Annotated in this window: 21 protein-coding genes, 2 pseudogenes and 1 riboswitch; of the genes and pseudogenes, 13 read left to right on the forward strand and 10 right to left on the reverse strand. The window is 37.3% G+C overall.

Annotated elements, in window-relative coordinates:
- Nucleotides 1–61 precede the first annotated feature (61 nt).
- Entirely contained in the window at nt 62–952 is an 891-nt protein-coding gene (locus AADV52_RS09625; protein WP_014918175.1) for an SLAP domain-containing protein, read from the forward strand.
- An 18-nt stretch (nt 953–970) separates the two neighbouring features.
- On the forward strand, nt 971–1,162 hold the full coding sequence (locus tag AADV52_RS09630; protein ID WP_080588340.1) for an SLAP domain-containing protein: 192 nt from the start codon (nt 971–973) through the stop codon (nt 1,160–1,162).
- A gap of 82 nt (nt 1,163–1,244) precedes the next feature.
- On the opposite strand, the gene AADV52_RS09635 is transcribed toward AADV52_RS09630, so the two are convergent.
- Nucleotides 1,245–2,522, reverse strand: a complete 1,278-nt coding sequence (locus AADV52_RS09635; RefSeq protein WP_014918177.1) for an ISL3 family transposase — start codon at nt 2,520–2,522, stop codon at nt 1,245–1,247.
- Nucleotides 2,523–2,763: 241 nt separating this feature from the next.
- Between AADV52_RS09635 and AADV52_RS09640 the strand changes: the two genes are divergently transcribed.
- The 3 genes from AADV52_RS09640 (at nt 2,764) to AADV52_RS09650 (ending at nt 6,370) form a co-directional block, all read left to right on the forward strand.
- Complete coding sequence (locus tag AADV52_RS09640; protein ID WP_014918178.1) at nt 2,764–4,155, forward strand: SLAP domain-containing protein; 1,392 nt, start codon at nt 2,764–2,766, stop codon at nt 4,153–4,155.
- A 240-nt stretch (nt 4,156–4,395) separates the two neighbouring features.
- Nucleotides 4,396–5,370 carry a ribose-phosphate diphosphokinase gene (locus tag AADV52_RS09645; RefSeq protein WP_014918179.1) on the forward strand — a complete coding sequence of 325 codons (975 nt, stop codon included), beginning with the start codon at nt 4,396–4,398 and terminating at the stop codon, nt 5,368–5,370.
- Between the two features lie 82 nt (nt 5,371–5,452).
- Nucleotides 5,453–6,370, forward strand: coding sequence for an ROK family protein (locus tag AADV52_RS09650; protein ID WP_014918180.1), 918 nt, complete (start codon nt 5,453–5,455; stop codon nt 6,368–6,370).
- A 46-nt stretch (nt 6,371–6,416) separates the two neighbouring features.
- Here the strand turns inward: AADV52_RS09650 and AADV52_RS09655 are convergent, their stop codons facing one another.
- The gene (locus AADV52_RS09655) at nt 6,417–6,692 is read right to left on the reverse strand and encodes a hypothetical protein (protein ID WP_003630873.1); all 276 of its coding nucleotides are present in this window, start codon (nt 6,690–6,692) and stop codon (nt 6,417–6,419) included.
- Between the two features lie 27 nt (nt 6,693–6,719).
- Nucleotides 6,720–8,084: an HD domain-containing protein gene (locus tag AADV52_RS09660; protein ID WP_014918181.1), complete on the reverse strand. Its 1,365-nt coding sequence runs from the start codon at nt 8,082–8,084 to the stop codon at nt 6,720–6,722.
- Between the two features lie 113 nt (nt 8,085–8,197).
- Here AADV52_RS09660 and AADV52_RS09665 point away from each other — a divergent pair, with 113 nt between their 5' ends.
- From AADV52_RS09665 to AADV52_RS09685, 5 genes are all read left to right on the forward strand, one after another.
- Nucleotides 8,198–8,599 carry a DUF1934 domain-containing protein gene (locus AADV52_RS09665; RefSeq protein ID WP_014918182.1) on the forward strand — a complete coding sequence of 134 codons (402 nt, stop codon included), beginning with the start codon at nt 8,198–8,200 and terminating at the stop codon, nt 8,597–8,599.
- A 46-nt stretch (nt 8,600–8,645) separates the two neighbouring features.
- Entirely contained in the window at nt 8,646–9,194 is a 549-nt protein-coding gene (rpoE, locus tag AADV52_RS09670) for a DNA-directed RNA polymerase subunit delta (RefSeq protein WP_014918183.1), read from the forward strand.
- Between the two features lie 117 nt (nt 9,195–9,311).
- The gene (locus tag AADV52_RS09675) at nt 9,312–10,931 is read left to right on the forward strand and encodes a CTP synthase (RefSeq protein ID WP_014918184.1); all 1,620 of its coding nucleotides are present in this window, start codon (nt 9,312–9,314) and stop codon (nt 10,929–10,931) included.
- Between the two features lie 129 nt (nt 10,932–11,060).
- Complete coding sequence (locus tag AADV52_RS09680) at nt 11,061–12,356, forward strand: UDP-N-acetylglucosamine 1-carboxyvinyltransferase (RefSeq protein WP_014918185.1); 1,296 nt, start codon at nt 11,061–11,063, stop codon at nt 12,354–12,356.
- 230 nt (nt 12,357–12,586) lie between these two features.
- The gene (locus AADV52_RS09685; protein ID WP_014918187.1) at nt 12,587–13,096 is read left to right on the forward strand and encodes an HAD family hydrolase; all 510 of its coding nucleotides are present in this window, start codon (nt 12,587–12,589) and stop codon (nt 13,094–13,096) included.
- Between the two features lie 59 nt (nt 13,097–13,155).
- Here AADV52_RS09685 and AADV52_RS09690 read toward each other — a convergent pair whose 3' ends face one another.
- The 7 genes and pseudogenes from AADV52_RS09690 to AADV52_RS09720 all read right to left on the reverse strand — a co-directional run bounded on the left by AADV52_RS09690 (nt 13,156) and on the right by AADV52_RS09720 (nt 21,048).
- On the reverse strand, nt 13,156–14,580 hold the full coding sequence (locus tag AADV52_RS09690) for a C69 family dipeptidase (protein WP_014918188.1): 1,425 nt from the start codon (nt 14,578–14,580) through the stop codon (nt 13,156–13,158).
- A gap of 80 nt (nt 14,581–14,660) precedes the next feature.
- Nucleotides 14,661–15,485: an AraC family transcriptional regulator gene (locus AADV52_RS09695; protein ID WP_014918189.1), complete on the reverse strand. Its 825-nt coding sequence runs from the start codon at nt 15,483–15,485 to the stop codon at nt 14,661–14,663.
- Nucleotides 15,486–15,584: 99 nt separating this feature from the next.
- Nucleotides 15,585–16,859: a nucleobase:cation symporter-2 family protein gene (locus tag AADV52_RS09700; protein ID WP_014918190.1), complete on the reverse strand. Its 1,275-nt coding sequence runs from the start codon at nt 16,857–16,859 to the stop codon at nt 15,585–15,587.
- 3 nt (nt 16,860–16,862) lie between these two features.
- Nucleotides 16,863–17,441, reverse strand: coding sequence for a xanthine phosphoribosyltransferase (locus AADV52_RS09705; RefSeq protein ID WP_014918191.1), 579 nt, complete (start codon nt 17,439–17,441; stop codon nt 16,863–16,865).
- Nucleotides 17,442–17,515: 74 nt separating this feature from the next.
- Nucleotides 17,516–17,613, reverse strand: a riboswitch (purine riboswitch).
- A 97-nt stretch (nt 17,614–17,710) separates the two neighbouring features.
- A complete protein-coding gene (locus tag AADV52_RS09710; RefSeq protein WP_126096223.1) occupies nt 17,711–19,117 on the reverse strand; it encodes an ISLre2 family transposase in 1,407 nt (468 codons plus the stop codon).
- A gap of 170 nt (nt 19,118–19,287) precedes the next feature.
- Nucleotides 19,288–20,080 (reverse strand): annotated as a pseudogene (locus tag AADV52_RS09715) (hypothetical protein).
- A 59-nt stretch (nt 20,081–20,139) separates the two neighbouring features.
- Nucleotides 20,140–21,048: a helix-turn-helix domain-containing protein gene (locus tag AADV52_RS09720; protein WP_014918194.1), complete on the reverse strand. Its 909-nt coding sequence runs from the start codon at nt 21,046–21,048 to the stop codon at nt 20,140–20,142.
- Nucleotides 21,049–21,278: 230 nt separating this feature from the next.
- Between AADV52_RS09720 and guaA the strand changes: the two genes are divergently transcribed.
- The 3 genes and pseudogenes from guaA to AADV52_RS09735 all read left to right on the forward strand — a co-directional run bounded on the left by guaA (nt 21,279) and on the right by AADV52_RS09735 (nt 24,821).
- Complete coding sequence (gene guaA, locus AADV52_RS09725; protein WP_171030388.1) at nt 21,279–22,856, forward strand: glutamine-hydrolyzing GMP synthase; 1,578 nt, start codon at nt 21,279–21,281, stop codon at nt 22,854–22,856.
- Between the two features lie 338 nt (nt 22,857–23,194).
- Nucleotides 23,195–24,424 (forward strand): annotated as a pseudogene (locus tag AADV52_RS09730) (RNA-guided endonuclease TnpB family protein).
- A gap of 157 nt (nt 24,425–24,581) precedes the next feature.
- A complete protein-coding gene (locus tag AADV52_RS09735) occupies nt 24,582–24,821 on the forward strand; it encodes a zinc-binding dehydrogenase (protein ID WP_014918198.1) in 240 nt (79 codons plus the stop codon).
- The last annotated feature ends 20 nt before the right edge of the window (nt 24,822–24,841 follow it).

The raw sequence follows: 24,841 nt of genomic DNA on the forward strand, positions 1-24,841 counted from the left end.
AAATTACTGCAGAGCCTTACAATATAAGTGCTAATAATTTTTAGATATGAGGTAATAAGTAATGAAATTAAGTCATAAATTAGTTTTAGTTTCAGCTGCTGTTTTGATGGGTGTTAGCCCAGTTGTAGGTATGGCAAATAGTTCTTCTGTACAAGCTGCACCAATTGCACATGCTAAAGGTGTTCACAATACTTATGGCAAAAATAGTCGTGTTAAGATGACTAAGACCATGAAGTGTGTAGATCGCTACGGTAAGAAGACTTCAAGGCCAGCACCCAAGGGTGGTCACTACACTATTTGGAATGTAAAGAACATTAACGGTGAAGTTTACTACAGTATTCAAACTGATTTGAAGTACTGGATCCCAGCTGCTGCAACTGAAGGTACAGTAACTTACAAGTCTGGTAATACAACTTATACTCTTAAGTCTAATGGCAAGAAAGTTGTAACTTCTACTTCAACTGCCAAATCAACTAAGAAATCAGCTAAAAAGACTACTAAAAAGGTAGTTAAGAAGACAACAAAGAAGACTGCTAAAAAGTCAGAATCTAAGAAAGACAGCAAGAAGACTACAATCAAGAAGTCCGCTTCTACTAAGAAGTCAACTTCTAAGAAAGCTGCTCCATCAAAGAAAACTACTTCAAAAAAGACTACGTCTAATACTATTAAGTTAATCCACAATGCTTATGTATATGACAAGAATGGTAAGCGTCTTAAGAAGTATGAAGGTAAGGCAAAGTACACTACTATTGCTAAAGGCGTAACTGTAAATTCATATGGTACTAAGACTATTGATGACGTTCTTTACTACAGCCTTGGTGATGGTGCATATATTAAGGCTGCCAATGTAGATGGCAAGGCTGCAACTAGTTCATCAACTAAGAAGACATCATCAAAGACTACTTCAAACAAGAATACTTCATCAGAAAAGAACACTTCATCTGATGAGTAATCAGAAGATAGTACTAGTATTAAGTTGATTCATAATGCTTATGTTTACGATGAAAATGGTAAGCGCGTTAAAAATTATTCAGGTACTAGTTACATTGGTAAAGGTGTGACTGTAAAAGGCTTAGGTACTAAGACTATTAAAGGGACTAAATACTACGCTTTAAAGCCAAATCATTATTACGTTAAGAGTTCAGATGTTACTGTTAAGTAACAATATGAAGTAAAAGATACCTTTTCATTAAAAAAAGGGGGCTCTTTGTCAAATCCTGTTGATAGAGAGTAAATGAATAGAATCAGGCAACCATTAAAAGGCTGTTTGGTTCTTTTTCTTTGTACAGATCTTCTTCCAAACGAATTCTGGTTAAGAGATTGGTAAAATTGGAATAGCCAAAAGCTGTTCGTTCGATTTGCTTGATTTTGCGGTTGAAGCCTTCAAGACAGCCATTAGAATCAGGCAGCGCCACACCGTTAAGCACCGCTTTTAGATTGTATTTAAAAGTTAGCAGCGTCTTATGCATTAGGGTTCCAATTGAATCTTTGCTGGTAATCAATGATTTAAGCTCTTGAGTGTTGTTTGTTTCAATTGCTTGAATAAAGCTTTGCATCAGGTTATATGAATTCTCTAAAGTAGTGCTGGTGTTAATGCCTTCTGTAACTAATTGTGCTTGAGTTAAGCAGTCTTTGTAATGCCAGTTGTAGCGAGGATGAACTTTTTCAAGCTCATCAAACTTCTTCAAGTATAATTTCCAGGGAGATTTGAGTAGCTGATACTGTCTGGATCTTTTATCAAAGGTCTTCATGACTTGGACTCTTAGTGAGTTGAAAGAACGCGTAAGCATTTGAATCATATGAAAACGATCGATGACAATCTGAGCGTTAGGAAAACAAGCTCTGACGATATCTTGATAGTAAAAATTAAGATCCATCGTGACCGTCTTAACGTTAGCTCTAGCTTGAGGCGAAAAACGTCCAAAATACTTAAGCAGATTCTTCTTATAACGCGTTCTAAGAATCTGCACGACTTGATGACTATCGCCGTCTAAGCAGATAAAGTGCAGCTGACGATCAACGCCCTTGAATTCATCGAAAGCCAAATGAGTTGGCAGATACTCATAGCTGTCAAGGAAACGGTGAGAGCAGCTGCCTAAAACTCTTTGAACAGTGTTGACAGAAACATTGTTTTCGCTGACAATGCTGGTCATCGAACGATCTTCAGTTAACGCAGACAAAATTTTTAGCTTAGAGGCATTAGAAATAGAACAGTACTTGCTTGCCAATTCTGATTGGGCCATTGACCAGCGACTGCAATCACGGCATCTAACTCGCTGCTTAGCCAGTCTAATAGTTACTGGATGGCTGGCATTAGCTGTTAAATAGCGAATGTTGGTAATCAGATGTCCATTATGCAGGAGAGCCAAGGAGCCACAGTAAGGACAAGCAGGCTGAATCAATTCTGCTTCATAGATTTTGTGCTTTTTCATCTGGACCATTTTGTAGAAATAGTCTTTGAAAACAATATTTTTTTCTTTAACATCAAGCTCGAATTTAATACAATGATTAAGAGAGGACATAGAAATCACCTTTATTTATAAGAATTTGTGTGGAAACGATTTTTATTGAAGAGGACTATGTCCTCTTTTTTGCAATAAAAAATCCTGCTAACAGCTTATCATATAGATAAGTCATCAACAGAAAAAATTATAGAGCCAAAAAGGGTATCTTTTTTGTTTCTAAAATTGGCAAATTTTTGATTTGGATTTACAATAGATAAATGAATTAGAATTTTAGTTTTAGATCTGAGGTAAATTATCGATGAAATTAAGTCATAAGTTAATTATGGTGTCAGCAGCTGCATTAATGAGTGTTAGTCCGCTTGTAAACACTACTCAAAATGTAAATGCTGCAACAGCTTCAAGTAAGAAGACCACTGCAAAGAAGACTTCAACCAAGAAAGCAACTACCAAGAAGTCCGCTTCTACTAAGAAGTCAACTTCTAAGAAAGCTGCTCCATCAAAGAAAACTACTTCAAAAAAGACTACGTCTAATACTATTAAGTTAATCCACAATGCTTATGTATATGACAAGAATGGTAAGCGTCTTAAGACTTACATGGGTTGGGCGAAGTACACTACTATTGCTAAAGGCGAAACTGTAATTCCAATGGGTACTAAGACTATTGATGGCGTTCTTTACTACAGCCTTGGTGGTGGTGCATATATTAAGGCTGCCAATGTAGATGGCAAGGCTGCAACTAGTTCATCAACTATTATTACCTTAAAGAAGAACGCCTACATCTATAATGGCGAAGGCAAGACTAAGAAGAAGCTTGTTAAGAAGGGCAAGACTGTTAAAACTACTGAAGCTAGATACATTGGCACAAAGCTTTACTACAAGATTGGTGACGATCAATTTGTTAAGGCTACTAATGTAGGCAAGGTTAAGGGTACAGAACTTGATCCAGTCAATGAACCAGATGGTGCAGCAACCGTTGAAGTTCCAGACACTGAAGATGTAAATTCAACTAAGGTAACTACTAAGCGTGTTGTTTCACTTTACGATATTAAGGGTCAAAAATACGCTAATAGAATATTTGATGCTGGTGTAAGCCAACAAGTTTCTGAATTAAGATACATTGCAACTTCAGTAAACTCAACTCCACAATTGTTTTTCAAGTTAGCTAGTGGTAGAGGCTACTTGAAGTATGATGATGTAACTATGGATGGCAAGATTTTGAATCCAGTTAACACTCCAGAACAAGCTAAGGCTGATGTTACTGTAGCAACTGCTGCTGATAAGGCTAAGTTGACTCAAAGCATCAATGAAGCAGCTAGTGTTAAGGCTTCAGAACTTTACAAGCTTTCAAGTTCAAGTGCTAAGGCTGCATATGACAAGGCTATTACTGATGGTGCTATTGTAAACAACAACGCTAGTGCAACTATCGGTCAAGTTAACGAAGCTGAAGGTGCTATTGTCGCTGCTAAGGCTAAGCTTAACGGTGCTAAGATTGCCGTAGCTAACTTTAATAGCTTGACTCCAGATGAAGTAACTGCAATTGTTAAGGCTGCTGCAAATGCTAATAACGTTCCAGAAAGCGCAATTCAATTCTCAAACAACAACACTACTTTATCAATCGTAACTAATGGTTACACACAACCATTAAACATTAATGATTACGCTGTTCAAAACTCAGCTATCAATCGTTAATTAAATAAGAAATAAAATAAGACGTAGCGTCAAAAAATGCTACGTCTTATTTTTTAGGATATTTTCGTTGTACTAGAAAGTACAAGTATATTCTAACTTTTTTAATGGTGAATAGTTAGTGCTTTTACCGCTTTTTTACTGTTAAAATGAAAAATCTTGTTATAATTAAAGAGTATGTAGTTCTTTTTGGAATGACTTTTGCTAAAATAGAGTTGGTTAATTATTTTTACGGAGGAAATTATGTCCTATAAAGACGATATGATGATTTTTGCCCTCAACTCAAACGTGCCATTAGCACAAAAGATTGCCGATCGCGTGGGCGTACCACTTTCAAAGTCAAGTGTTGAACGTTTTAGTGATGGCGAAATTCAAATTAATATTGATGAAACTGTACGTGGTAAAGACGTATACCTTATTCAATCTACCAGTGATCCAGTAAATGATAATTTAATGGAACTCTTAATCATGATTGACGCTGTACGTCGTGCTAGTGCTCGTACAATTAACATTGTGATGCCTTACTATGGTTACGCTCGTCAAGACCGTAAGACTCGTGCACGTGAACCAATTACTGCTAAGCTTGTTGCTGATATGCTTCAAACTGCAGGTGCAAATCGTATTTTGTCACTTGATTTACATGCACCACAAATTCAAGGTTTCTTTGATATTCCAGTTGATAACTTAATGGGTGCTCCACTTCTTGCTGATTACTTCTTACGTAACAACTTAGAAGAAGGCGCAGTTGTTGTTTCACCTGATCACGGTGGTGTTAACCGTGCTAGAAAGCTTGCTGAATTCTTAGGTTGTCCTATCGCAATTGTTGATAAGCGTCGTCCTAAGGCTAATGTTGCCGAAGTTATGAATATTATTGGTGATGTTAAGGGTAAGCGTGCAATTATCATTGATGACATGATTGATACCGCTGGTACTATTACTTTAGCAGCCCAAGCATTAATCGATGCAGGTGCAACTGAAGTTTATGCTAGTGCAACTCATGCCGTTCTTTCTGGTCCAGCTATCAAGAGATTGAATGATTCACCAATTAAGAACTTAGTTCTTACTGACTCAATTAATCAACCAGCTGAAAAGAAGCTTGATAAGATGCTTCTAGTATCAGTGGGTCCACTTATGGGGGATGCTATTAAGTGCATTCAAGAACATAAGGCACTTAGTCCATTATTTAATACTAGATACAAAGCAGACAAGAACAAGTAAACGATATTTTTTAATTAAGCAAAAGAGTACCTATGTTAAAAGAGTACCTATGTTATTAGGTGCTTTTTGTATGGGTGAGTAGATGACACAGTATTTAACTTTCGATATTGGTGGTACTAATTTGAAGTATGCCTTAATCGATGAAGAAGGAAAAATTTTTGAAAAAGATAGGGTAGAAACAAACACAGAAAGTCTTGAGGCTTTCATGCAATCGATCTATCAAGTTGCAGATAAATATCAAGGAAAATATCGGGGCATCGCTGTTTGTGCACCAGGCAAGATCGATACTGAACATAAGATTATCTATTTTGGTGGGGCTCTGCCGTTCCTTGATGGTTTAAATTTACAAGAAACTTTAGGTGAAAAATATAAGGTACCAGTTAGCGTAGAAAATGATGGCAAAGCTGCTGCTTTAGCAGAGCAATGGCATGGTGAATTGCAGGATGTAGATGATGGGGTTGCGATTACCCTGGGTACCGGCGTTGGTGGCGGAATAGTAGTTAATCATCGAGTAGTTCATGGTTGGACATTTCAAGCCGGAGAGCTTAGCTGGATGATTACCAATGCTGGAATAGGTACTAAGAATATGGCGGCATATACTGGATATACATGTTCGGCAGTAAATATGATTAAAAAAGTTAATTTGGCGCTAGGTAATGTTACTAATGTAGATGATGGGGTCGCAGCATTTAAAGCAATTAATGAAGAAGATTTGCGTGCATTGGCAATATTTAAACGTTATTGTCGCAATGTTGCCATTATGATCATTAATATTCAAACCGTAGTTAATGCTTCAAAATTTGTAATTGGTGGAGGTATTAGTGCGCAGCCAGTACTGATTGAAGAAATTAATAATCAATTGCATAAAATCTTAGAAAACAATCTAATGATCGGTAAGCAAATGATTGCTCCACCGGTGGTCGCCGCAAAATATGGCAATGACGCTAACTTATATGGGGCTTTATATGCGTTGCTGCTTGAGTTAAAAGAAAAAGAGTAAACAAAAATGGGCTAGTTATTGACTAGTCCATTTTCATTAATTAAATTTATTCATTTTTGGATAAAGCTTTAGCAATACTTACGCTGGCTGCAGCTATGCTAACAACCATTGCAGTCTTGCATCCTGTCTTTACAACTTCTTTAACTAAATCCTTATTGTCATGAATGAAATCAAATGACAACTTAGTATAATCCATGCAATAACCATGAATAGTATTCATTAAGTCTTTGACTTGTCTGTAGCCGCTCTTTTCTACATGTTCAATCTCATCTTCAGGATTAATTTGAGTTCTTATGTTTTTGTTTAAGTCTTCGTTGTTCATAGCAAATACCTCTTTCTATAAGTCTATTTACTTCTTACGAGGCTTTCTTAAGTATCTTAACGCTCCATTTTTAACGTATTTTTGGAATTGCTCGTAAAGAGGATCAAAAATTTGTGGTTGATCCTCATCGTGAGACAGCATGGTCTTAGGGAAAAAGAAGCGTTCATCACCTTGGAAAGTACCATTTAATGCCCGAACTAAAGGACTAAGCTGTGACAACTCTATCAAGCTGCCATCATCTTGCATGATTTCAATTTGACTATTGGCATTTTTGCCTGAAGGCTTATAAGCATCATAAGGTTCGTCAAAAGCAGAGTTAGTAGCAGTGTAGTAATCAGGGTTGAAGCCCGTTTGCTTAATGATGTTTCTAAGTTTAGGCAATAAATTCTTAGTTTCTTCATCAATTCTTACACTGGCAAAAGGCTTTCTGTATAAATATCTCTTGGCCAAATCTGATAAAATGGGATCTTGTGCTTCGGTCCATATTAAGAAGTTGGTTTCCATCACACCATCATCTAAGTTAAGGTAATCATCAAGAGTCCAATTTCCTTCCAAAAAGCTGGCTAAGCTAGAAGTAACTTTTAAATTGCCTTTCTTATAAATATCTTTTGCACGTTCAAGCAGATGCTGCAATATAACTTCCATAGAACGTCCTACACGGTGGAAGTAAACTTGTTGGTACATTTGATAGCGTGAAACTATATAATCTTCAACGGCGTGCATTCCGTTATTGGTAAAGCAGATTCCGTTTTGATAAGGTCTAATAACACGTAAAATGCGGGATAAATCAAATCGACCATAGTTAACGCCTGTAAAGTATGCGTCTCGTTGCAAATAGTCCATTCTGTCCGCATCAGCTTGACTAGAGATCATCTTAACTACTTGTGGGTTAGGATAAGTTTTAGCAATAACGCTAGCTACTAATTCAGGGAAATTAGGTGCAACCTGTTTTAAAGCTTTGTTGATTTCGGTATTAGGATCCGTAATGATTTTTTGACCGATCTTTTCATGATTAGTATTAAAAAGATACTCAAAAGTATGTGAATATGGGCCATGACCAATGTCATGGAGCAAGCCGGCACATTCAACTAATAAACGATTGTCGTCGTTCCATAACCCATCCCCCGGTGTGATAGAAGGATATTTTTTGGCAAAAATATCACAGATTCTTCTAGTAAGTTCATACACACCTAGATTATGTTCAAATCGGGTATGAGTAGCACCAGGGAAAACATAGCTGACAGGTCCTAGCTGCTTAATTCTGCGCATGCGTTGGAATTCTTTAGATTTAAAAACATCTAGAACAACTTTGTCTTCGATATGAATATAGCCGTGTACTGGATCACGGAGTACAACTTCTTGTTTTAATTTTTTACTTTGAAATCTTGCCATAAAAACCACCAAGCTTGATAATTTAATTTTTAGAATTATATACTAAAATAGATTGTAACCACATAAAATTATAGCAAATATATACGCAGAGTGTTCAGGAAAGGGATGAGGACATGGCAGCAATTAGGATTAATTTGACTAGCAAAATTACACAAGATGATGAAACTGAAACTTTTACTAAAGTAGCTCCAGGTCAGTTAGAAGAAAATAATGGAGTAATTCGTGTGTCTTATAAAGAAGATGATACTATTCCTGTTAAAATGTTGCTGAAAGAGGACGAACTCATAATTCGGCGTGGAGTAGATAGTAGCAATTACTCTTTAATGAAATTTGTTCCTGGTGAAAAGGCTAATTGCCGCTATGTTGTTGAAGGGCGACAAATGGATATGACCAGTGTGACAAATTTGCTTGAATATGAAGAGCAAGCAAGTTCACATCAACTTCGGCTTGAATATGACCTCTTTAATGGACTATACTTAATAAGTAACTATGCAATCACGTTGATTTTTACTTAAACGCCTAGTAGAATAGTAAAGATTGTAAAAGAGAGGACGTACAGCTGTGGGATTAGACAAATTTAAAGACAAAAACCGCGATGAATTATCAATGATCGAAGTTGCACGAGCAATTTTGGAAGATAATGGTAAGAGAATGGCATTTGCTGATATCGTTAATGCCGTACAAAAATACTTGAATAAGAGTGACGAAGAAATTCGTGAATGTTTACCACAATTTTATACAGATATGAATACTGATGGTGAATTTATCTCTATGGGTGAAAATGTATGGGCACTTCGTACTTGGTTCCCATATGAATCAGTTGACGAAGAAGTTAACCACCCAGAAGATGAAGAAGACGATGCACGTGAGCACCATAAGAAGGTTAACGCATTCTTAGCAAGCGCAACTGGTGATGATGACATTATTGACTACGATAATGATGATCCAGAAGACGATGATTTAGACGCTACTGCTGACGATAGCGATGACGATTATGGTGATGATGATTCTGAATATGACGAAGACAATGACGATACTGATGATGTATTGCCAGACGGAATTGAAGGTCAATTATCACAATTAAACGATGATGACGACGAAGATAATTAATTTGCTTGACTTAAGAGGACAAAGCAGATAGTATTTTTGTTGGGCACCCTATGTGCGTTTAGCTCCCTAACAAGGGAGCTTTTTTGTTTAAAGGATAAGTTAAAAAGGAGCAAATAAATGACAAAATACATTTTCGTAACTGGCGGTGTCGTATCTTCACTTGGTAAGGGTATTACTGCATCAAGTTTAGGTCGACTTCTTAAAAATCGTGGCTTAAAAGTAACCATGCAAAAGTTTGACCCATATATTAACATTGATCCGGGTACAATGAGTCCTTACCAACACGGTGAAGTTTATGTTACCGATGATGGTACAGAAGCTGACCTTGACTTAGGTCACTATGAAAGAATCGTTGATGTTAGAACCAGTAAGTATTCTAATGTAACTACTGGTAAGATTTATCAAGAAGTTCTTGAAAAAGAACGTCGTGGTGACTACAACGGTGCTACTGTACAAGTAATTCCACATATTACTGATATGATCAAGAAGAAGATCATGCGTGCAGCACTCACCACTGATTCAGATGTAATTATTTCTGAAATTGGTGGTACTGTTGGTGATATGGAATCAACTCCATTCATGGAAGCAATTCGTCAAATGCGTCGTGAAGTTGGTGAAGAAAATGTAATGTACATTCACTGTACTTTAGTTCCACTTCTTCATGCAGCTCATGAAATGAAGACTAAGCCAACTCAACATTCAGTTGCTGAACTTCGCAGTATCGGTATTCAACCTAATATGCTTGTTCTTCGTGCTGAACAACCAATTGATCAAGAACACAAGAATAAGATTTCAACTTTCACTGATGTTCCTGTTGATCGAATCATTGAATCTATTGATGCTCCTTCATTATTCGATGTGCCTTTGGCATTTCAAAAGCAAGGCATGGACCAAAAGGTTTGTGACTTCTTGCATATTGACAGTCCAAAGCCTGAAGCAGATATGGAAGCTTGGAAGAAGCTTGATGATCGTGCTAAGAACTTAAAGCACCACACTAAGATTACTTTGGTTGGTAAGTATGTAGAACTTGAAGATGCTTATATTTCAGTAACTGATGCTTTGCAACATGCTGGTTACCTTTACAACACCAAGATTGATGTAGATAAGGTTCAAGCAGAAGATATCACTGAAGACAACATCGCTAAGATCATGGAAGGTTCAGATGGTTTAATCGTGCCTGGTGGTTTTGGTACTCGTGGTCTTGAAGGCATGATTACTGCTATCAAGTATGCTCGTGAAAATGATATTCCATTCTTGGGTATTTGTTTGGGTATGCAAATGGCAAGTGTAGAATTTGCACGTGACATCTTAAATCTTGAAGATGCTAATACTACTGAAGCAGAACCACATTGCAAGAACAATATTATTGATATTATGGCTGATAAGCGTGATGAAGAAAATATTGGTGGTACTTTGCGTTTAGGTCTTTACCCAGCTGCTCTTAAGAAGGGTACTAAGACTCGCGAGGCTTATGGCGATCAAGATGTGATTCAAGAACGTCACCGTCACCGCTTCGAATTTAACAACAAATACCGTGAAGCTTTTGAAAAGGCTGGTATGGTATTCTCAGGTGTATCACCAGATAATCATTTGGTTGAAATTATTGAATTGCCAAAGAAGAAGTTCTTTATTGCAGCTCAATATCACCCAGAATTTTTGAGTCGTCCACAACGTCCAGAAGGATTGTTTAAGTCATTTATTGGTGCAGCTAGTGGACTTCCAGAACAAGAATTTTAAAAATAATTACTTGAATTATACAAAATCTTAAGAAAACAAGAGTTGAGAGACCTCGGCTCTTGTTTTTTTCTCAAATATCCTTTAACATTATTATGATTAATTGAAAGTAAAAGAAAAGGATTTTCGCCAATGAAGCAGATGATTATTCATGGTGGAAAGCCTCTACAAGGTGATGTTTGGATTGGTGGCGCCAAGAACTCTACAGTTGCGCTCATTCCAGCATCGATTTTGTCAAGAACACCAGTAACTTTGGAAGGCGTCCCAAGGATTGTTGATGTTGCCAACTTAATGGATTTATTAAGCGAGATGGATGTACATTGTGATTTTGGAGAAACTACATTACGTATTGATCCAGAAAATATCAAGATGAGTCCATTACCAGCTGGTAAGATTAAGAGTTTGCGTGCATCGTATTACTTCATGGGTGCACTTCTTGGTCGTTTTGGCAAGGCAGTAGTAGGCTTCCCTGGTGGTGACGATATTGGGCCACGTCCTATTGACCAACATATTAAGGGCTTTGAAGCCTTAGGCGCCAGTGTAAAGAATGAAAATGATCAAATTATAATTACAGCACCAGAAGATGGATTGCATGGGGCAAAAATTCATTTGAAAATGCCATCTGTTGGTGCAACGATGAATATTATTATGGCCAGTGTAACTGCGCAGGGTCAAACTATTATTGAAAATGCAGCTAAAGAACCAGAAATTATTGATTTAGCCACCTTTTTAAACAATATGGGTGCAGTAATTCGTGGTGCCGGAACTGATTCAATCAGAATTGAAGGTGTGGATATGCTTAAAGCACAGATTCCACATACAATTATTCCTGATCGTATTGAAGCAGGTACTTATGTTTCTTTGGCCGCTTGCATTGGTAATGGTATTCGTATTCATAATATTATTGAAGAACACCTAGATTCTTACTTAGCTAAAGTAGAAGAAATGGGTGTAGTAATTAACGCAGATGAAGATTCACTTTATGTTTACCCAGCAGGGGACTTAAAGATGGTTCAGGTGAAGACCGATGTGTATCCTGGCTTTGCCACTGACCTTCAACAACCAATTACCCCACTTCTTTTAACTGCTAAATCAGGTGAAGGCGTAGTAATTGATAATATTTATCCAAAACGTAACGGTCACATCCCACAATTACAAAAGATGGGGGCTGATATTAAGGTTGAGGATAATATTATTTTGGCTCATCCAACTAAGCAACTTCATGGTGCAGAAGTAACTGCTGGTGAAATTAGGGCAGGAGCTTGCTTGATGATTGCTGGATTAATGGCAAGTGGTACCACTGTAATTGATAAAGCTGGCAATATTTTGCGCGGGTATGATCGTGTACAAGAGAAGCTTCGTCAACTTGGAGCTGATGTCACAATTAAAGATGATCCAAGTGAACCTGGTATATTAGATAATATCTAGTTAAAAAGGCATATTCGAATAAGAATATGCCTTTTTTATTTGTTACAATGAAAGAGGTTACATAAAATAAAAAGTATAAGGAGAGTAAAATGGATTTAAAGAATAAAAAAGTAGCTTTTTTTGACATGGATGGAACACTAGTTGATAGTGAGACATTATATTTTTAAACGCGTAAAGAAGTTTTAGCAAAATATGGTTTTGATTATCAAAAATCTGAAAATAATAAACTTTTGGCAACTGGGTTTGAGCCTACATTGAGATATTTACAGCAAAAAACAGGTGATAAGGCATTAGGGCAAAAGATTTTTGATGAGGCCTTGGCTTTATTTAATCAGCGAGTTGAAGAAGGGAAGCTGGCAGTTAAACCTGGTGCAGAAAAATTGCTTAGTTTTTTACAAGAAAAAGGAATTAAATCTTACATTACCTCTTCTTCAGATATGGAAAAGATTAATTTTAATCTTAGCCACAACGATTTGCGTCAATATTTTGCAGGTATCGTTACCGGTGAAGATGTAAAAAATAATAAGCCAGCTCCAGATATTTATCTTCATGCATTGGATATCGCAAAAGTGAATAAAAATGAAGCAGTGATTTTTGAAGATGCACCAAATGGAGTGGAATCAGGATTAAATGCAGGAATTGATGTGGTACTTGTTCCAGACCAAGTGATGCCGTCAGAAGAAATAACCAAAAAGGTGACTGTAGTCAAAACACTTGCCGATGCAAATTCCATTATTTGAGTAAAAAATAAGAGCTTGAGATGATTCTCAAGCTCTTATTGCTTTTTATATTTGAATTATTAGTCGAGCAAGTCGTACTTCAAAGTCATTAAGCCGTGACCTTCGTCAACCATTTGACCCAAAAGTTCGACAGTATTGTTGTAAACAGTGTCAGACATCTTTTGGTTAGCTGCAATTAATTTATCTTGCAATTCCTTGCCTGAAAGATTCTTAACTTCTTTATCAGTTTCATGTTGAATCTTGTGGCATTGCGCTAAACTCTTTTGTTCAAAGGCATCTTCAAGTTCGCCATATACACGGTAGTTGGTGTCGCCAAGTTGAGCAGTTAACTTGTTTAACCAGAAAATCTTGTTCAAGTTAAACTTAGGAGTGGTTTGCCAAGCTTCTGGAGTGGTTGTGACGTTGGTGTAGAATGGCACCATTGAGTTGAAGGTGTTGGGACCAAATGCTAACCATTGGATACCCGCAATTTCTGCAGGAACGTCATTTCTGATTTGTAAAATGTGGGTTTCAAAGTTTCTGTTAATTCCGATTGGACGGAAGGTCTTCTTTTGTTCAGGAGTACCTTGATCACCATATGCATCGTAAGGGGTGTCTTGGTAGTGTGAGCTTTCAGCCCACTTAATATCTTCGATTGAGATTAAGCGGTTAGCACGGCAAATGAAAGGTTGATCTTGATCTGCTGGAGTGCCGCCAAAGTCGGGATCAAAGTAGTTGTGAATGTACCAAGCACGTGGGTTGTTGTAGTGTGCATCCTTGATAGTTGAAGAACCAAAGATGTGACGCATATTGTAACCTTCACGGTCTGGATTTAAATGATATTCATCGATTAAATCCTTTAAGTCGCTAGCTGCAGCGAAGTTTTCGCTGTCATCGAAGTCGAAAGTATCGATGTTTAAACGGTTTGGTGCGATAACGTAGGCATCATCAGGGATGCGGCGTGCAATCCAGTGGTGACCACCAATAGTTTCAAGGTACCAGATATTGTCTTTATCTGAGAAGGCCATACCGTTCATTTCGTAGGTACCATATTTTTCAACAAGGTAGCCGACACGCTTAACGCCATCGAAAGCAGAGTGAAGATATGGAAGAGTTAAAGTAACAAAGTCTTCTTCCCCAAGACCACCTTCGCTTGGATCAAGAATAGGATCAACGCCTTGGATGCGTGAATTAGTGGTAATAGTTTCAGTAGCGGTCATTGTCACGTTATCAGCGTTGATACCGGCAGCGCCCCAAATACCATTTTTACCAGAAACATCTGGAGCACTAGTATAACGAAGTGGAGTTTCAGCTAAATCTTCATCATCGATCTTTTGCTTGCTGATAACGCTAGTGTAGTGCTTAGGTTGGTCTTCTGGATTAACTGCTTTAAAGCCTTCAGGGATAATTACACGGCCACCATCTTCACTACGAGCGATCATAGTTGAGCCGTCAATACTTGCTTTTTTACCTACTAAGATAGTAGTACATTCTGTTTGTTTCATTGAATCATTCCTTTACTGTTTTAATAAGTTATACACTATATATTGTATGCAAAGAAGCCTGAGTTAAGCAAAGAATATAATTAATTTCTACGAAATACATTGGGGCTAACACCACTGTAACGCTTAAATGCTTTTGAAAAAGTGAATTCGTCACCATAGCCAACTTTGTGGGCAATTTCTTTTAAATTGGATGTGGTATTTTGCAATTCTTTTTTGGCTGCTTCCATGCGCAGCTGCATCAGATATTTTTGCGGTGAAATATTAGTATTTTTTCTAAATAATGAATATAAAAAACTACGTGAGACACCTAACCTGTTGCAAAGCTCCACAATGTTGCAATTAGGATCAGTATAATTTTTTTGCAAATAATTAATTGCGATTTGGTATTGATCATTTTTAGGAGTTTTTCGAACTGGAGGATGGTTAGGAAATTCTTTGACTAAATAGTAGAAGAACTGAGAAGTAAGAGACGCAATTTTAAGATTAGTTAGTAAAGACTTTCTTTTATTCAGCATTTCGTATAGTTCTAGTAAGATACTGTAGAATTCAGTTCTTTTGATTTGACGAAGAAAATTTTTATTAGGTAAATTGGATGCCTCAATTATTTTCTTAGTATCACTGCCAGCTAAGCCTAGCCAGAGATATTCCCACGGATTGTCTTTATCAGCTTTAAAAAAACATGTTGTATTGCGTGGTATTAAAAATAGATCTCCCTGACTTAAATTAACGGTGTGATGGCCATTGGATGAAAAAGTGCCTTCACCTGAAAGGATGTAGTATAAAACGTAGTTTTTTTGCAAATTATTGCTTTCAAAATATTCATTGGGATGACACTTTTGTTGACCATAAAATAGAATGTAGCTTTCAATATGTGGATTGGATAAATTATGGTATTGATTTGGCATATTAACCTCACTCAGTTATAGAAAATATCTTATATCTATTATAGATGAAAAAAATGAAGGACATCTAACTTGATGTCCTTCATTTGATTGGTTAAGTTACTAGTTTTTTTGTTTATTGAAAATCAAATTAAGCAAAGTTGCACTTAAACTGGCTACTACGATACCATTGCCGAGGAAAAGCTGGATTGTTTGAGGTAAAGCTTGAAAAATTTGTGGATAAACTGTTACGCCTAATCCTAAGCCGATTGAAATTGCTACTACGAGAATGTTGCGGTTGTTTTGAAAATCTACTTTAGTTAGCATTTTAATTCCTTGAACGGCGATTATGGTAAACATGACTAGCATTGCTCCACCTAAAACGGAATCAGGGATGATTGTAACTAGAGCACCGATTTTAGGCAATAAACCCATACCCATTAAAAGTCCCGCAGCCCAGAAAATAGGTCGCTTGGTTTTGATGCCAGATAGTTGGAGCAAGCCAACGTTTTGTGAGAATGTGGTGTAAGGAAAGGTGTTGAAAAGACCACCAAAGATTTGTGCAATACCTTCTGCACGATATCCTTTTTTTAGATCTTGTTCAGTGATATCTTGATGAAGGAGATCACCGATGGCAAAGAATACGCCGGTTGATTCGACCATGGAAACTAAAGCGATGATAATCATGGTTAAGCAGGATGACCACTCAAATTCTGGAACTCCGAAATAGAAAAGTTGTGGTAAATGGAACCAGGAAGCTTGAGCTACTGGTGTTAGAGTTACGAGGCCCATGCAGCTGGCAAGCAGTGTTCCCACAATTAAGCCAATCAAAACGGAGATGGAGCGAAGAAATCCTTTGGTCCAGACTTCTATGGCTACGATGATGATGATAGTTAAAAAGGCAACAATTAGATTTTTAGTATCACCGAAGTCTTTAGCTTGAGCATTGCCGCCACCCATGTTTTGAAAGGCGACAGGAATTAATGTTAGTCCAATGACTGTGATTAAAGTTCCTGTGACAACAGGTGGAAAAAGCTTTTTGATTTTTGAAAACCAGCCAGCGATTAGAAAGACGAAGATTCCGGCGACGATGATCGCACCATACATGGTGTTAATTGAGAACTTTTGTCCAATCATCTCTAGGGGTGCAACTGCTTGGATAGCACAGCCTAAAACGACGGGTAAGCCAATACCGAAATATTTATTTCTAAATAATTGAATTAAAGTGGCTAGACCACACATAAAAATATCAATGGAGACCAGATAAGTCATCTGCTCACTGTTAAATTTAAGGGCGGTACCGATCAAAAGGGGAACAGCAACCGCACCGGAATACATTGCAAGTAGATGTTGTAGACCTAAGATAGCTGCTTTTTTGTGGCTAACATCGTGTTTCATAGTTTAATTTTCCTTTGCAAAGTGAACCTGACCATCTTTAAAACTATCAATACTTGCTAAAGCTTCAAAATGAAGACCATGCTGCTTAACCCAGTCGCTACCGCCTTGAAAGGTTTTAGCAACAACGGCACCTGCGCCAACGATGTTGCATTCAGCTTGCTTGGCGATGTTAACCATGCCTTTAACAGCTTCACCATGAGCAACGAAATCATCGATAATCAGAAGATTTTCACCCTTGTGCAGGAATTTTTCTTCGACGCAGATTTTATTGTTAACCTTTTTGGTATATGAGAAGACATCGGCCCAATAAACGGCATCGTTAAGAGTTGATGGCTTCTTTTTTCTGGCGAAAACCATAGGTACGCCTAATACATAGGCGGTCATCACACCGGGTGCAATTCCAGAAGCTTCACAGGTTAAAATCTTGTCGATCTTTTGATCTGCAAAAAGGCGTTTAAATTCTGCACCACATTGCATCATCAGTTGGGGATCAACTTGATGATTCAAAAATGAATTGATTTTTAAAACGTCACCGTCTAAAACTTCGCCCTCTTTTTTAATTCTGTCTTCTAATAACTTCAACGTTTACCTCCCGAGATAAACAAAAAGACCTCTTCTACCTTAACTAGGTAAAAGAAGTCCATAAGATATATCATTCTTAACTTTCAATCACCTATAGTCCATTATTTAGGGTAATGGGTAGAAACTGTCGACCATATTACGACTTTATATAGATATTTATGTTGGTTCAATCTTAGCAGAAGATTTTACCGAACACAAGTTAAAATTGAGAGTTGTAAGTGTCAATATTTTTGCGGTAGGCTATTAGCCATTAGTCTGACCTTAATTTCTTAAATATTTATTTGATTTATTTTTCTGCTAAAATCGTTTAAATAGCTATGTCCTGCTGTTAAGCTTTCAATGGCGCCGTGATGAATGCCCAGATGAGCTTCATGCGTCTTTCTTAGGCTGGCACGAACTGCACCTTTCAATTCTTCCTGATCACCAATATCGAGCTGTCCACCTGCAAACTCACTGCTAAGCCAGTATTCCAGCTCTTTGTTTTTAATGCAAGTCAGTACACGCAGAATTCCTTCGGCACCATCTTCTGACCAGTATTTTCCTTGCCCTTTGACGCGATAAGTATATTTACGGTGATTGCTTTCACAGCAGCCAATTGCCTTAATTACGGACAAATGACGCATTTTGAATGGCTTAATATCCACCCAGCGACGATGAAGATAGCTGCGCAGGCGCCTTAAATTCTCATGATTTTCTGGCGTATTCAGCTCATCAATCAGATTGCTTTCAATCGTGTCTAAAATCACGTCAGTCAAGTGACGGTCATATTTAAACTCAACTGCACTGATCAATTTGCTTGGCATAGCCGGCATAAAGCCTAAACGGTCCTTGATCTTTTTATTCAAGTGAAAGACATCCAAGAAGTGTTCGTGCTGCCGGCAATAGCCAACTATTTCATCAAAGTCTTTCTTGGCATAGCCAGCACCGCCATCGGCATTACTGATGATTAAAGTATCGCTTAAGTCATAGGTATTGGCTAAATAAGCTTTAATTTCTTGCAAAGCATCCAAGCGGCTTAAAGAAACAAACTCTTTGGCCTGTACTCTCTTTCTGCGCGTCTTGCTTAAATTAATAATATCCTCGCAGACTTGATAGCGATGAAATTCCAGTCGCTTCTTGGTGCCTTTAATCACAACGCCATCGCCTTCAAGATAAAGCACTGGCACCTTTTTCTTTTGAGCAATACCATCGTATCTTTCCTCAGACTGCTGCTGTGCTTTAATCTGTTTGCCTGCTTGCACAATCAGCTTGCCAACTTGACTATGGCTAATATTGAAACAGGAGAGAGTATTAACAGCTAAAGCAGTATTGCGGTAAGTTGCCACGGCGCTAACCTGCAAAATATCCTTCACTGCCAAAACACTGTAACGCTTATATTTGTCATAGCCCATCAGCTTATCCAGTGGATATTTAGCCTTTTTGCCAGGACAAGCATATCTTCTGCGCCAATAGCTGATTTCACCAAAGGCAGTCACAACTGAACGCTTATTTTTCTTCTCGATCTGATAGCCTTGCTTTTTAGTCTCTTCAACTAGACCAGCATCAACTTCTTCTAGTGCTGCTGTCATCAATTCTCTAATCAGATCAAAGAAATAGCACATTAATGCCTTTTCACGGGCAATAACATTATTTTCAGACTTAATAATTTTTACGATATCAGCTATAATAGATTCCATAAAAGACCAGCTTCTAATGTGTTTTTTTCGTTAACATCAGACTACTGGTCTTTTTGTTTTAGCTCAAGTCCAAATTCAAAGGATTTGAGCTTTTTTAATTAATTATTCAACTTACCGCAAAAAATTATACACTTAGTTGAGAGTTAAATGTTCGATTATTAATGCAAGACCTATTTTGGTGCGATATCGTTGTTTTTCAGACTAAGAACTTTTTCAATGATGCCATAAAGAATACCGGCAATTGGCCAGATGATCCAGTTGTGCTCCCAGTTATTTGTCAAGAAGCTGTAGCTCTAAGTAGAGCATTGTGGCAGTTAGCCAATAAATAGCAGCGTATTTGTTCATGATGCGGCGACCGTTTTTCTTTTGAGGCGTGTAGTCATCTGTTTGAAGCAAAATGTTGTAGCTGTTCATTGTGATGTTGCTCTTGATGAAGAAGAAAACGCCAATGGCTACTAAAACTAGGGTACCGGCAACAAGCCCAGGCATTAGGTGATCCATTTGGCTGCCGTTTAACGTTTTAGTGAAAAAGACTCCGCAGAGAAGAGGAACAGCTGAAAGAATGCATAAAACAGTCGCTGTGATAGTCATATTGGTGTATGGCTTAGAAAAATTTCTTTTAGCTTGTCTGATTTGCTCGGCTTGTTCATTGCTAAGTTCACAATTTTCATATTCTAGTTCTTCGTAAATCTTAGTCTGGTGATCAGCGGCAATGAAGAAGGAAACACCGATTGCTACTAGGATTAGCAGGATAATTACACCTAAAATGCCCATCATTTCTAGAGACAGTCTAAAAAGTCCAAGATGTGTGAAACTGATTAAAATCAACAGGGGAGCTGCTGCTAAAATGCAGAGCAGAACGCCGATGGCAATTTGCGTAGCTGCTTTTTTACGAGCAGCAAGAAATTGATTGATAGTGTTTTGAGTTAGTGCATGTGTTGTCATGATATTCACTTCTATCATATATGAAATTAATGATTATATATTTTAATTAATATTCTAAATGATAGCAATTGAATTAGCTATTTTTGTGCTTTTTTCTGGATGTAGAACCAGGTGAAAATGAGGTAAATGATGAAGCCGAAGAGAATAATTGGAAGCGTTAGTTTATAAAGCCAAGTAGAGTATAAGTAAGTGACAATTATGAACCAACATGTAAAAATAATGAACCAGTAAATGATGGAGATGTTAATAAATAATTGTTGATCTTTCTTCGATAATAATCTTTGTTCTTGAATTAATGTGGTATATGTTGCTTTTTGTAACTTGTAAATTGCAAATTGATAAAGAGCAATGCTGAATAAGAGGATAAATAAAGCAAGGGCTTCTACTTCAAAAAAGGGGATAGTAAATAAAGCGATAACAGCTAAAGGCGGGATAATTGCTAGAATACATAAAACAACTCCAGCGATGATGCGCTTATTATTCTTGTCATGGAAGTTTTTTTGCTTATTTTGAATTTGTTTTAGTTGTTCATTTGTTAATGTAAATTGCTTTCTTTTAATTTGATAAAAATCACGAGTTAACAAAAATCCATAAATAAAGAATCCAACACTAATTGCCCAGGTAATTAACGTTGTGATAATGGCGGTTGAAGGAAAAATAGTGTAATGAATTGCTTCATAGAATCCCATAATAGCAAAGAAAAGTGCTAGACCGATGCCTCCCAAAGTCAACCCAACGCTTTTAAACTTAGCTGCCTTTGCAGTGACCGATAAATAATCGTTAATTTGATCATCGGTTAACTTGGGTAACTCTACTTCCCTTTTTTCGGAATCTTGCTTTGCATTAGTGTTAAAAGAGGGCGTGCCATTTTTCAATAAGTAGTCAGTAGTAACACCGAAAAGCTCCGATAAATCCACGATTTTTTCAATATCGGGAATCGATTGATCGCTTTCCCATTTTGATACGGCTTGTCGACTGACATTCATTTTTTCGGCTAAGGCCTCTTTGGAAAGATGATCTTTCTTGCGTAGTTCTGCAATTTTTTGAACATCCTCAATTTACAAAAAAGCTCAGTTGCAAACAAGAACTTTTTGCTTGCATCGCTCGCAACTAGCGGTTGCAACTGCTAGTTGCCATAGTTAAAGCCGAACAATTGTGGCGGGTTTCATATTTTTTGATTGACCTTTTTAATTTTTCCTAGTAGAGTTAGTTAAAAATGTTTAGTGAAAAGAGGGAGTACCTAGTGGCTAAAAATCTAGACTATTTTGATAAAATTATTGTTCTTGACTTTGGTAGTCAATACAACCAATTGATTACTCGACGCATTCGTGACTTCGGTATTTATTCAGAACTTTTACCTCACGATCTTTCTATTGCCAAGATTAAAGAAATGCATCCCAAGGGCATTATTTTTTCTGGTGGTCCTAATAGTGTTTACGATGATGGTGCATTAAAAGTAGATCCAGAAATCTTCAAGTTGGGTATCCCAATTTTAGGTATTTGTTATGGAATGCAGCTCATGTCATATGACTTAGGCGGTAAGGTTGAACAGGCTGAGAACAAAGAATATGGTCGTGCTAATATTACCGTTGAAGATCCTGATAGTGCATTGTTTAAGGGCCTGCCAAGTAAGCAATATGTTTGGATGAGTCATGGTGATTTGGTAACTAAGGCTCCTAACGGCTTTGAGGTAACTGCTTCAAGCAAGAACTGTCCAATTGCTGCTATTGCTAATCCAGATAAAAAGTTTTACGGTATTCAATTCCACGCAGAAGTACGTAATTCAGAATATGGTTTAGACATCTTGAAGCACTTTGCCTTTGATGTTTGTGGTGCTGAGACTAACTGGACCATGAACGACTTTATCGACATGAAGGTTGACGATATTCGTAAAGAAGTTGGTGACAAGAAGGTTATCTTAGGACTTTCAGGCGGTGTGGATTCCAGCGTTACTGCTACTCTTTTACACAAAGCAATTGGCGATCAATTGACTGCAATTTTCGTTGATCACGGGATGCTGCGTAAAGATGAAGGCGACCAAGTAATGCAAGCCTTGAATAAGGATCTTGGCGTCAACATTATTCGCGTTAACGCACAAAAGAGATTTTTGGACAAGTTAAAGGGTGTTACTGATCCTGAACAAAAGCGTAAGATCATCGGTAAGGAATTTATCGAAGTCTTCAATGAAGAAGCTAAGAAGTTAAAGGATGTAAACTTCTTAGCTCAAGGTACGCTTTATACTGATGTCATTGAATCAGGGACTAACACTGCCCAAACTATCAAGTCTCACCACAACGTTGGTGGCCTTCCTAAGGACATGCACTTCAAGTTAATTGAACCCCTTCGTAAGTTGTTCAAGGATGAAGTTCGTGAACTTGGTGAAAGATTAGGCATTCCACATGACTTAGTATGGCGTCAGCCATTCCCAGGTCCAGGTCTTGGTATTCGCGTGCTTGGCGAAGTTACAGAAGACAAGCTCAAGATTGTGCGTGATTCCGATGCGATTTTGCGTGAAGAAATCAAGAAGGCTGGTTTGCAAGAAAAGATCTGGCAATACTTCACAGTTTTACCAGGTATTCGTTCAGTTGGCGTTATGGGTGACGGCCGTACTTATGACTACACCATTGGTATTCGTGCCGTTACTTCAATTGATGGGATGACTGCTGATTTTGCCCAAATTCCATGGGATGTACTTGGTCATATTTCAGATAGAATCGTCAATGAAGTAGATAACGTTAACCGTGTAGTCTACGATGTGACGAGTAAGCCACCTTCAACTATTGAATGGGAATAAAACCATTATATTAATTAGAGTTGGAATGCCGATATATCAGCATTTAACAGGAACAAAAACTACTTAAAAAGGTATTAATTGACATAGAAGTATGCCAAAAGTATGCCAATAATAAAACTCTTAGTGTAAAAACTAAGAGTTTTTTAATGGGGGGAAAAGAATTATATGGGAAATTGGATTCCTATTGTCATATCTATCATTTCATTGGTAGTTTCATTTATTGGAATAGGTTTTAATATTTATTGATTAATTGACGGAGAAAACACGGGATTTCAATCCCGTGATGAATCCGGCCTTTTTTAGTTTGTTTGCTTGTTTCCTCCTTCTTTCTTAAACATATGTTTGATATAATCTTAAAAAGAAAGGAGGGAACAAATGTGCTAAAAGGGATCAAATTAAGACTCTATCCTAATAGAACACAACAAAACCAGCTTGAGCAGATGTTTGGCAATGATCGCTTTGTTTGGAATTAAATGCTGGCCATGATGAATGAGCGCTATCAGAATAATAAAGCTTTGCCTTTTTTAGGCAAGTTCAAGCTGAATTATCTGCTTAAGCCGCTTAAAAAAGAATATCCTTTTTTGAAAAACAGCGATTCTTCAAGCTTGCAGGTAGTTAATGAATTCCTAACTCAATCTTGGAAGAACTTCTTTCAAGATAAAACTGGTCAAATTGGCAAGCCTCGTTTTCATTCACGCAAGTATCTGAAAAAGTCTTATACAGGCAAGTCAATCATAAAAACTGCAGGTAAAAGGTACTTAAAGATTCCTAAATTAGGCTATGTCAAAACCAGCAAGAATGGAGTTTTGCAAAACACTAAGATTAAGCGCTACACTGTTCTGCTTGAACCAACAGGAAAATATTATTTGTCTCTACAGGTAGAAATATCTGAACCAGAGAAGTACAGCTTAACTGACAAACAGGTTGGAATTGATGTTGGCGTGGCTGATTTAGCGATTCTGTCTAATGGGCTAAAATATCCTAGTTTTAATAGCTCTTATTTTGAAAAGAAAGCTAAAATTTGGCAGAAAAAGTATTCTCGACGTAGACATTTAGTTAAATTACTAGTTTTACAAAATAAGAATAAAAGGGTGCTTTGTCCTAGAAGTTTAGAAAGCTTTGCTAATTGGCAAAAAGCGCAAAAGTCAAAAGCCAAATACCAAGCTAAAGCAGCTAATCAGCGCAGAGATTATCTGCATAAACTAACTACGCATTTAGTTAAGCAATATGATGTAATTGCGACTGAAGATTTGAAAACCAAGAATCTTCAGAAAAATCATCACTTAGCCAAATCAATTGCCAATGCTTCATGGCGAATGTTTAGACAAATGCTAGAATACAAATGCGAATGGTATGGCAAGAAACTAATTGCAGTTGATCCCAAGAACACTTCCAGAATTTGTTCAAAATGTGGCTATAACAGTGGCGCTAAGCCATTAGAGATTCGTGAATGGACTTGTTCTAAGTGTCAAACCAAGCATGACCGAGATATTAATGCGGCAGTTAATATCTTGCATAAAGGAAGTACAAAGCTAAGTGGTCAGGGACTGGCCATGGTAACAAGCTGAGTTCTGTGAGTTAGGTATTTGACTAGTTCAATGTAAGATCCTAAACACTACTCAGTGTTCCCAGAAACCCGGCACTTCAGTGCCGGTGTAGTTCATAAAGATAAAAGAGACAATGCGGAATTAAGCGTAACTTGGGATAATAAAACAGTTTGGACTTATGGATTATTTGATAGAAATAAAGGCAAAACAATTGCTTTTCAAATTAGCTAGTCGAAAAATTGAATGCATGGCGAAGAAATATCAAGTTCATTATCATTTTATCTTTGTTCATGCAGATGGAAAGCAGCTGCAAGAGGCTGTTGATATTCTGACTAAAGCAAATGTACATCCCGTTTATGGAGATATTTTTTCTTTATCTCAAACGAAAGAAGCCATGGATAAAGTGGCAAAGGGCTGAAATAAGGGAAAGATTTTGTT

The organism is Lactobacillus helveticus, from assembly GCF_046109915.1.
GTDB lineage: Bacteria > Bacillota > Bacilli > Lactobacillales > Lactobacillaceae > Lactobacillus > Lactobacillus helveticus.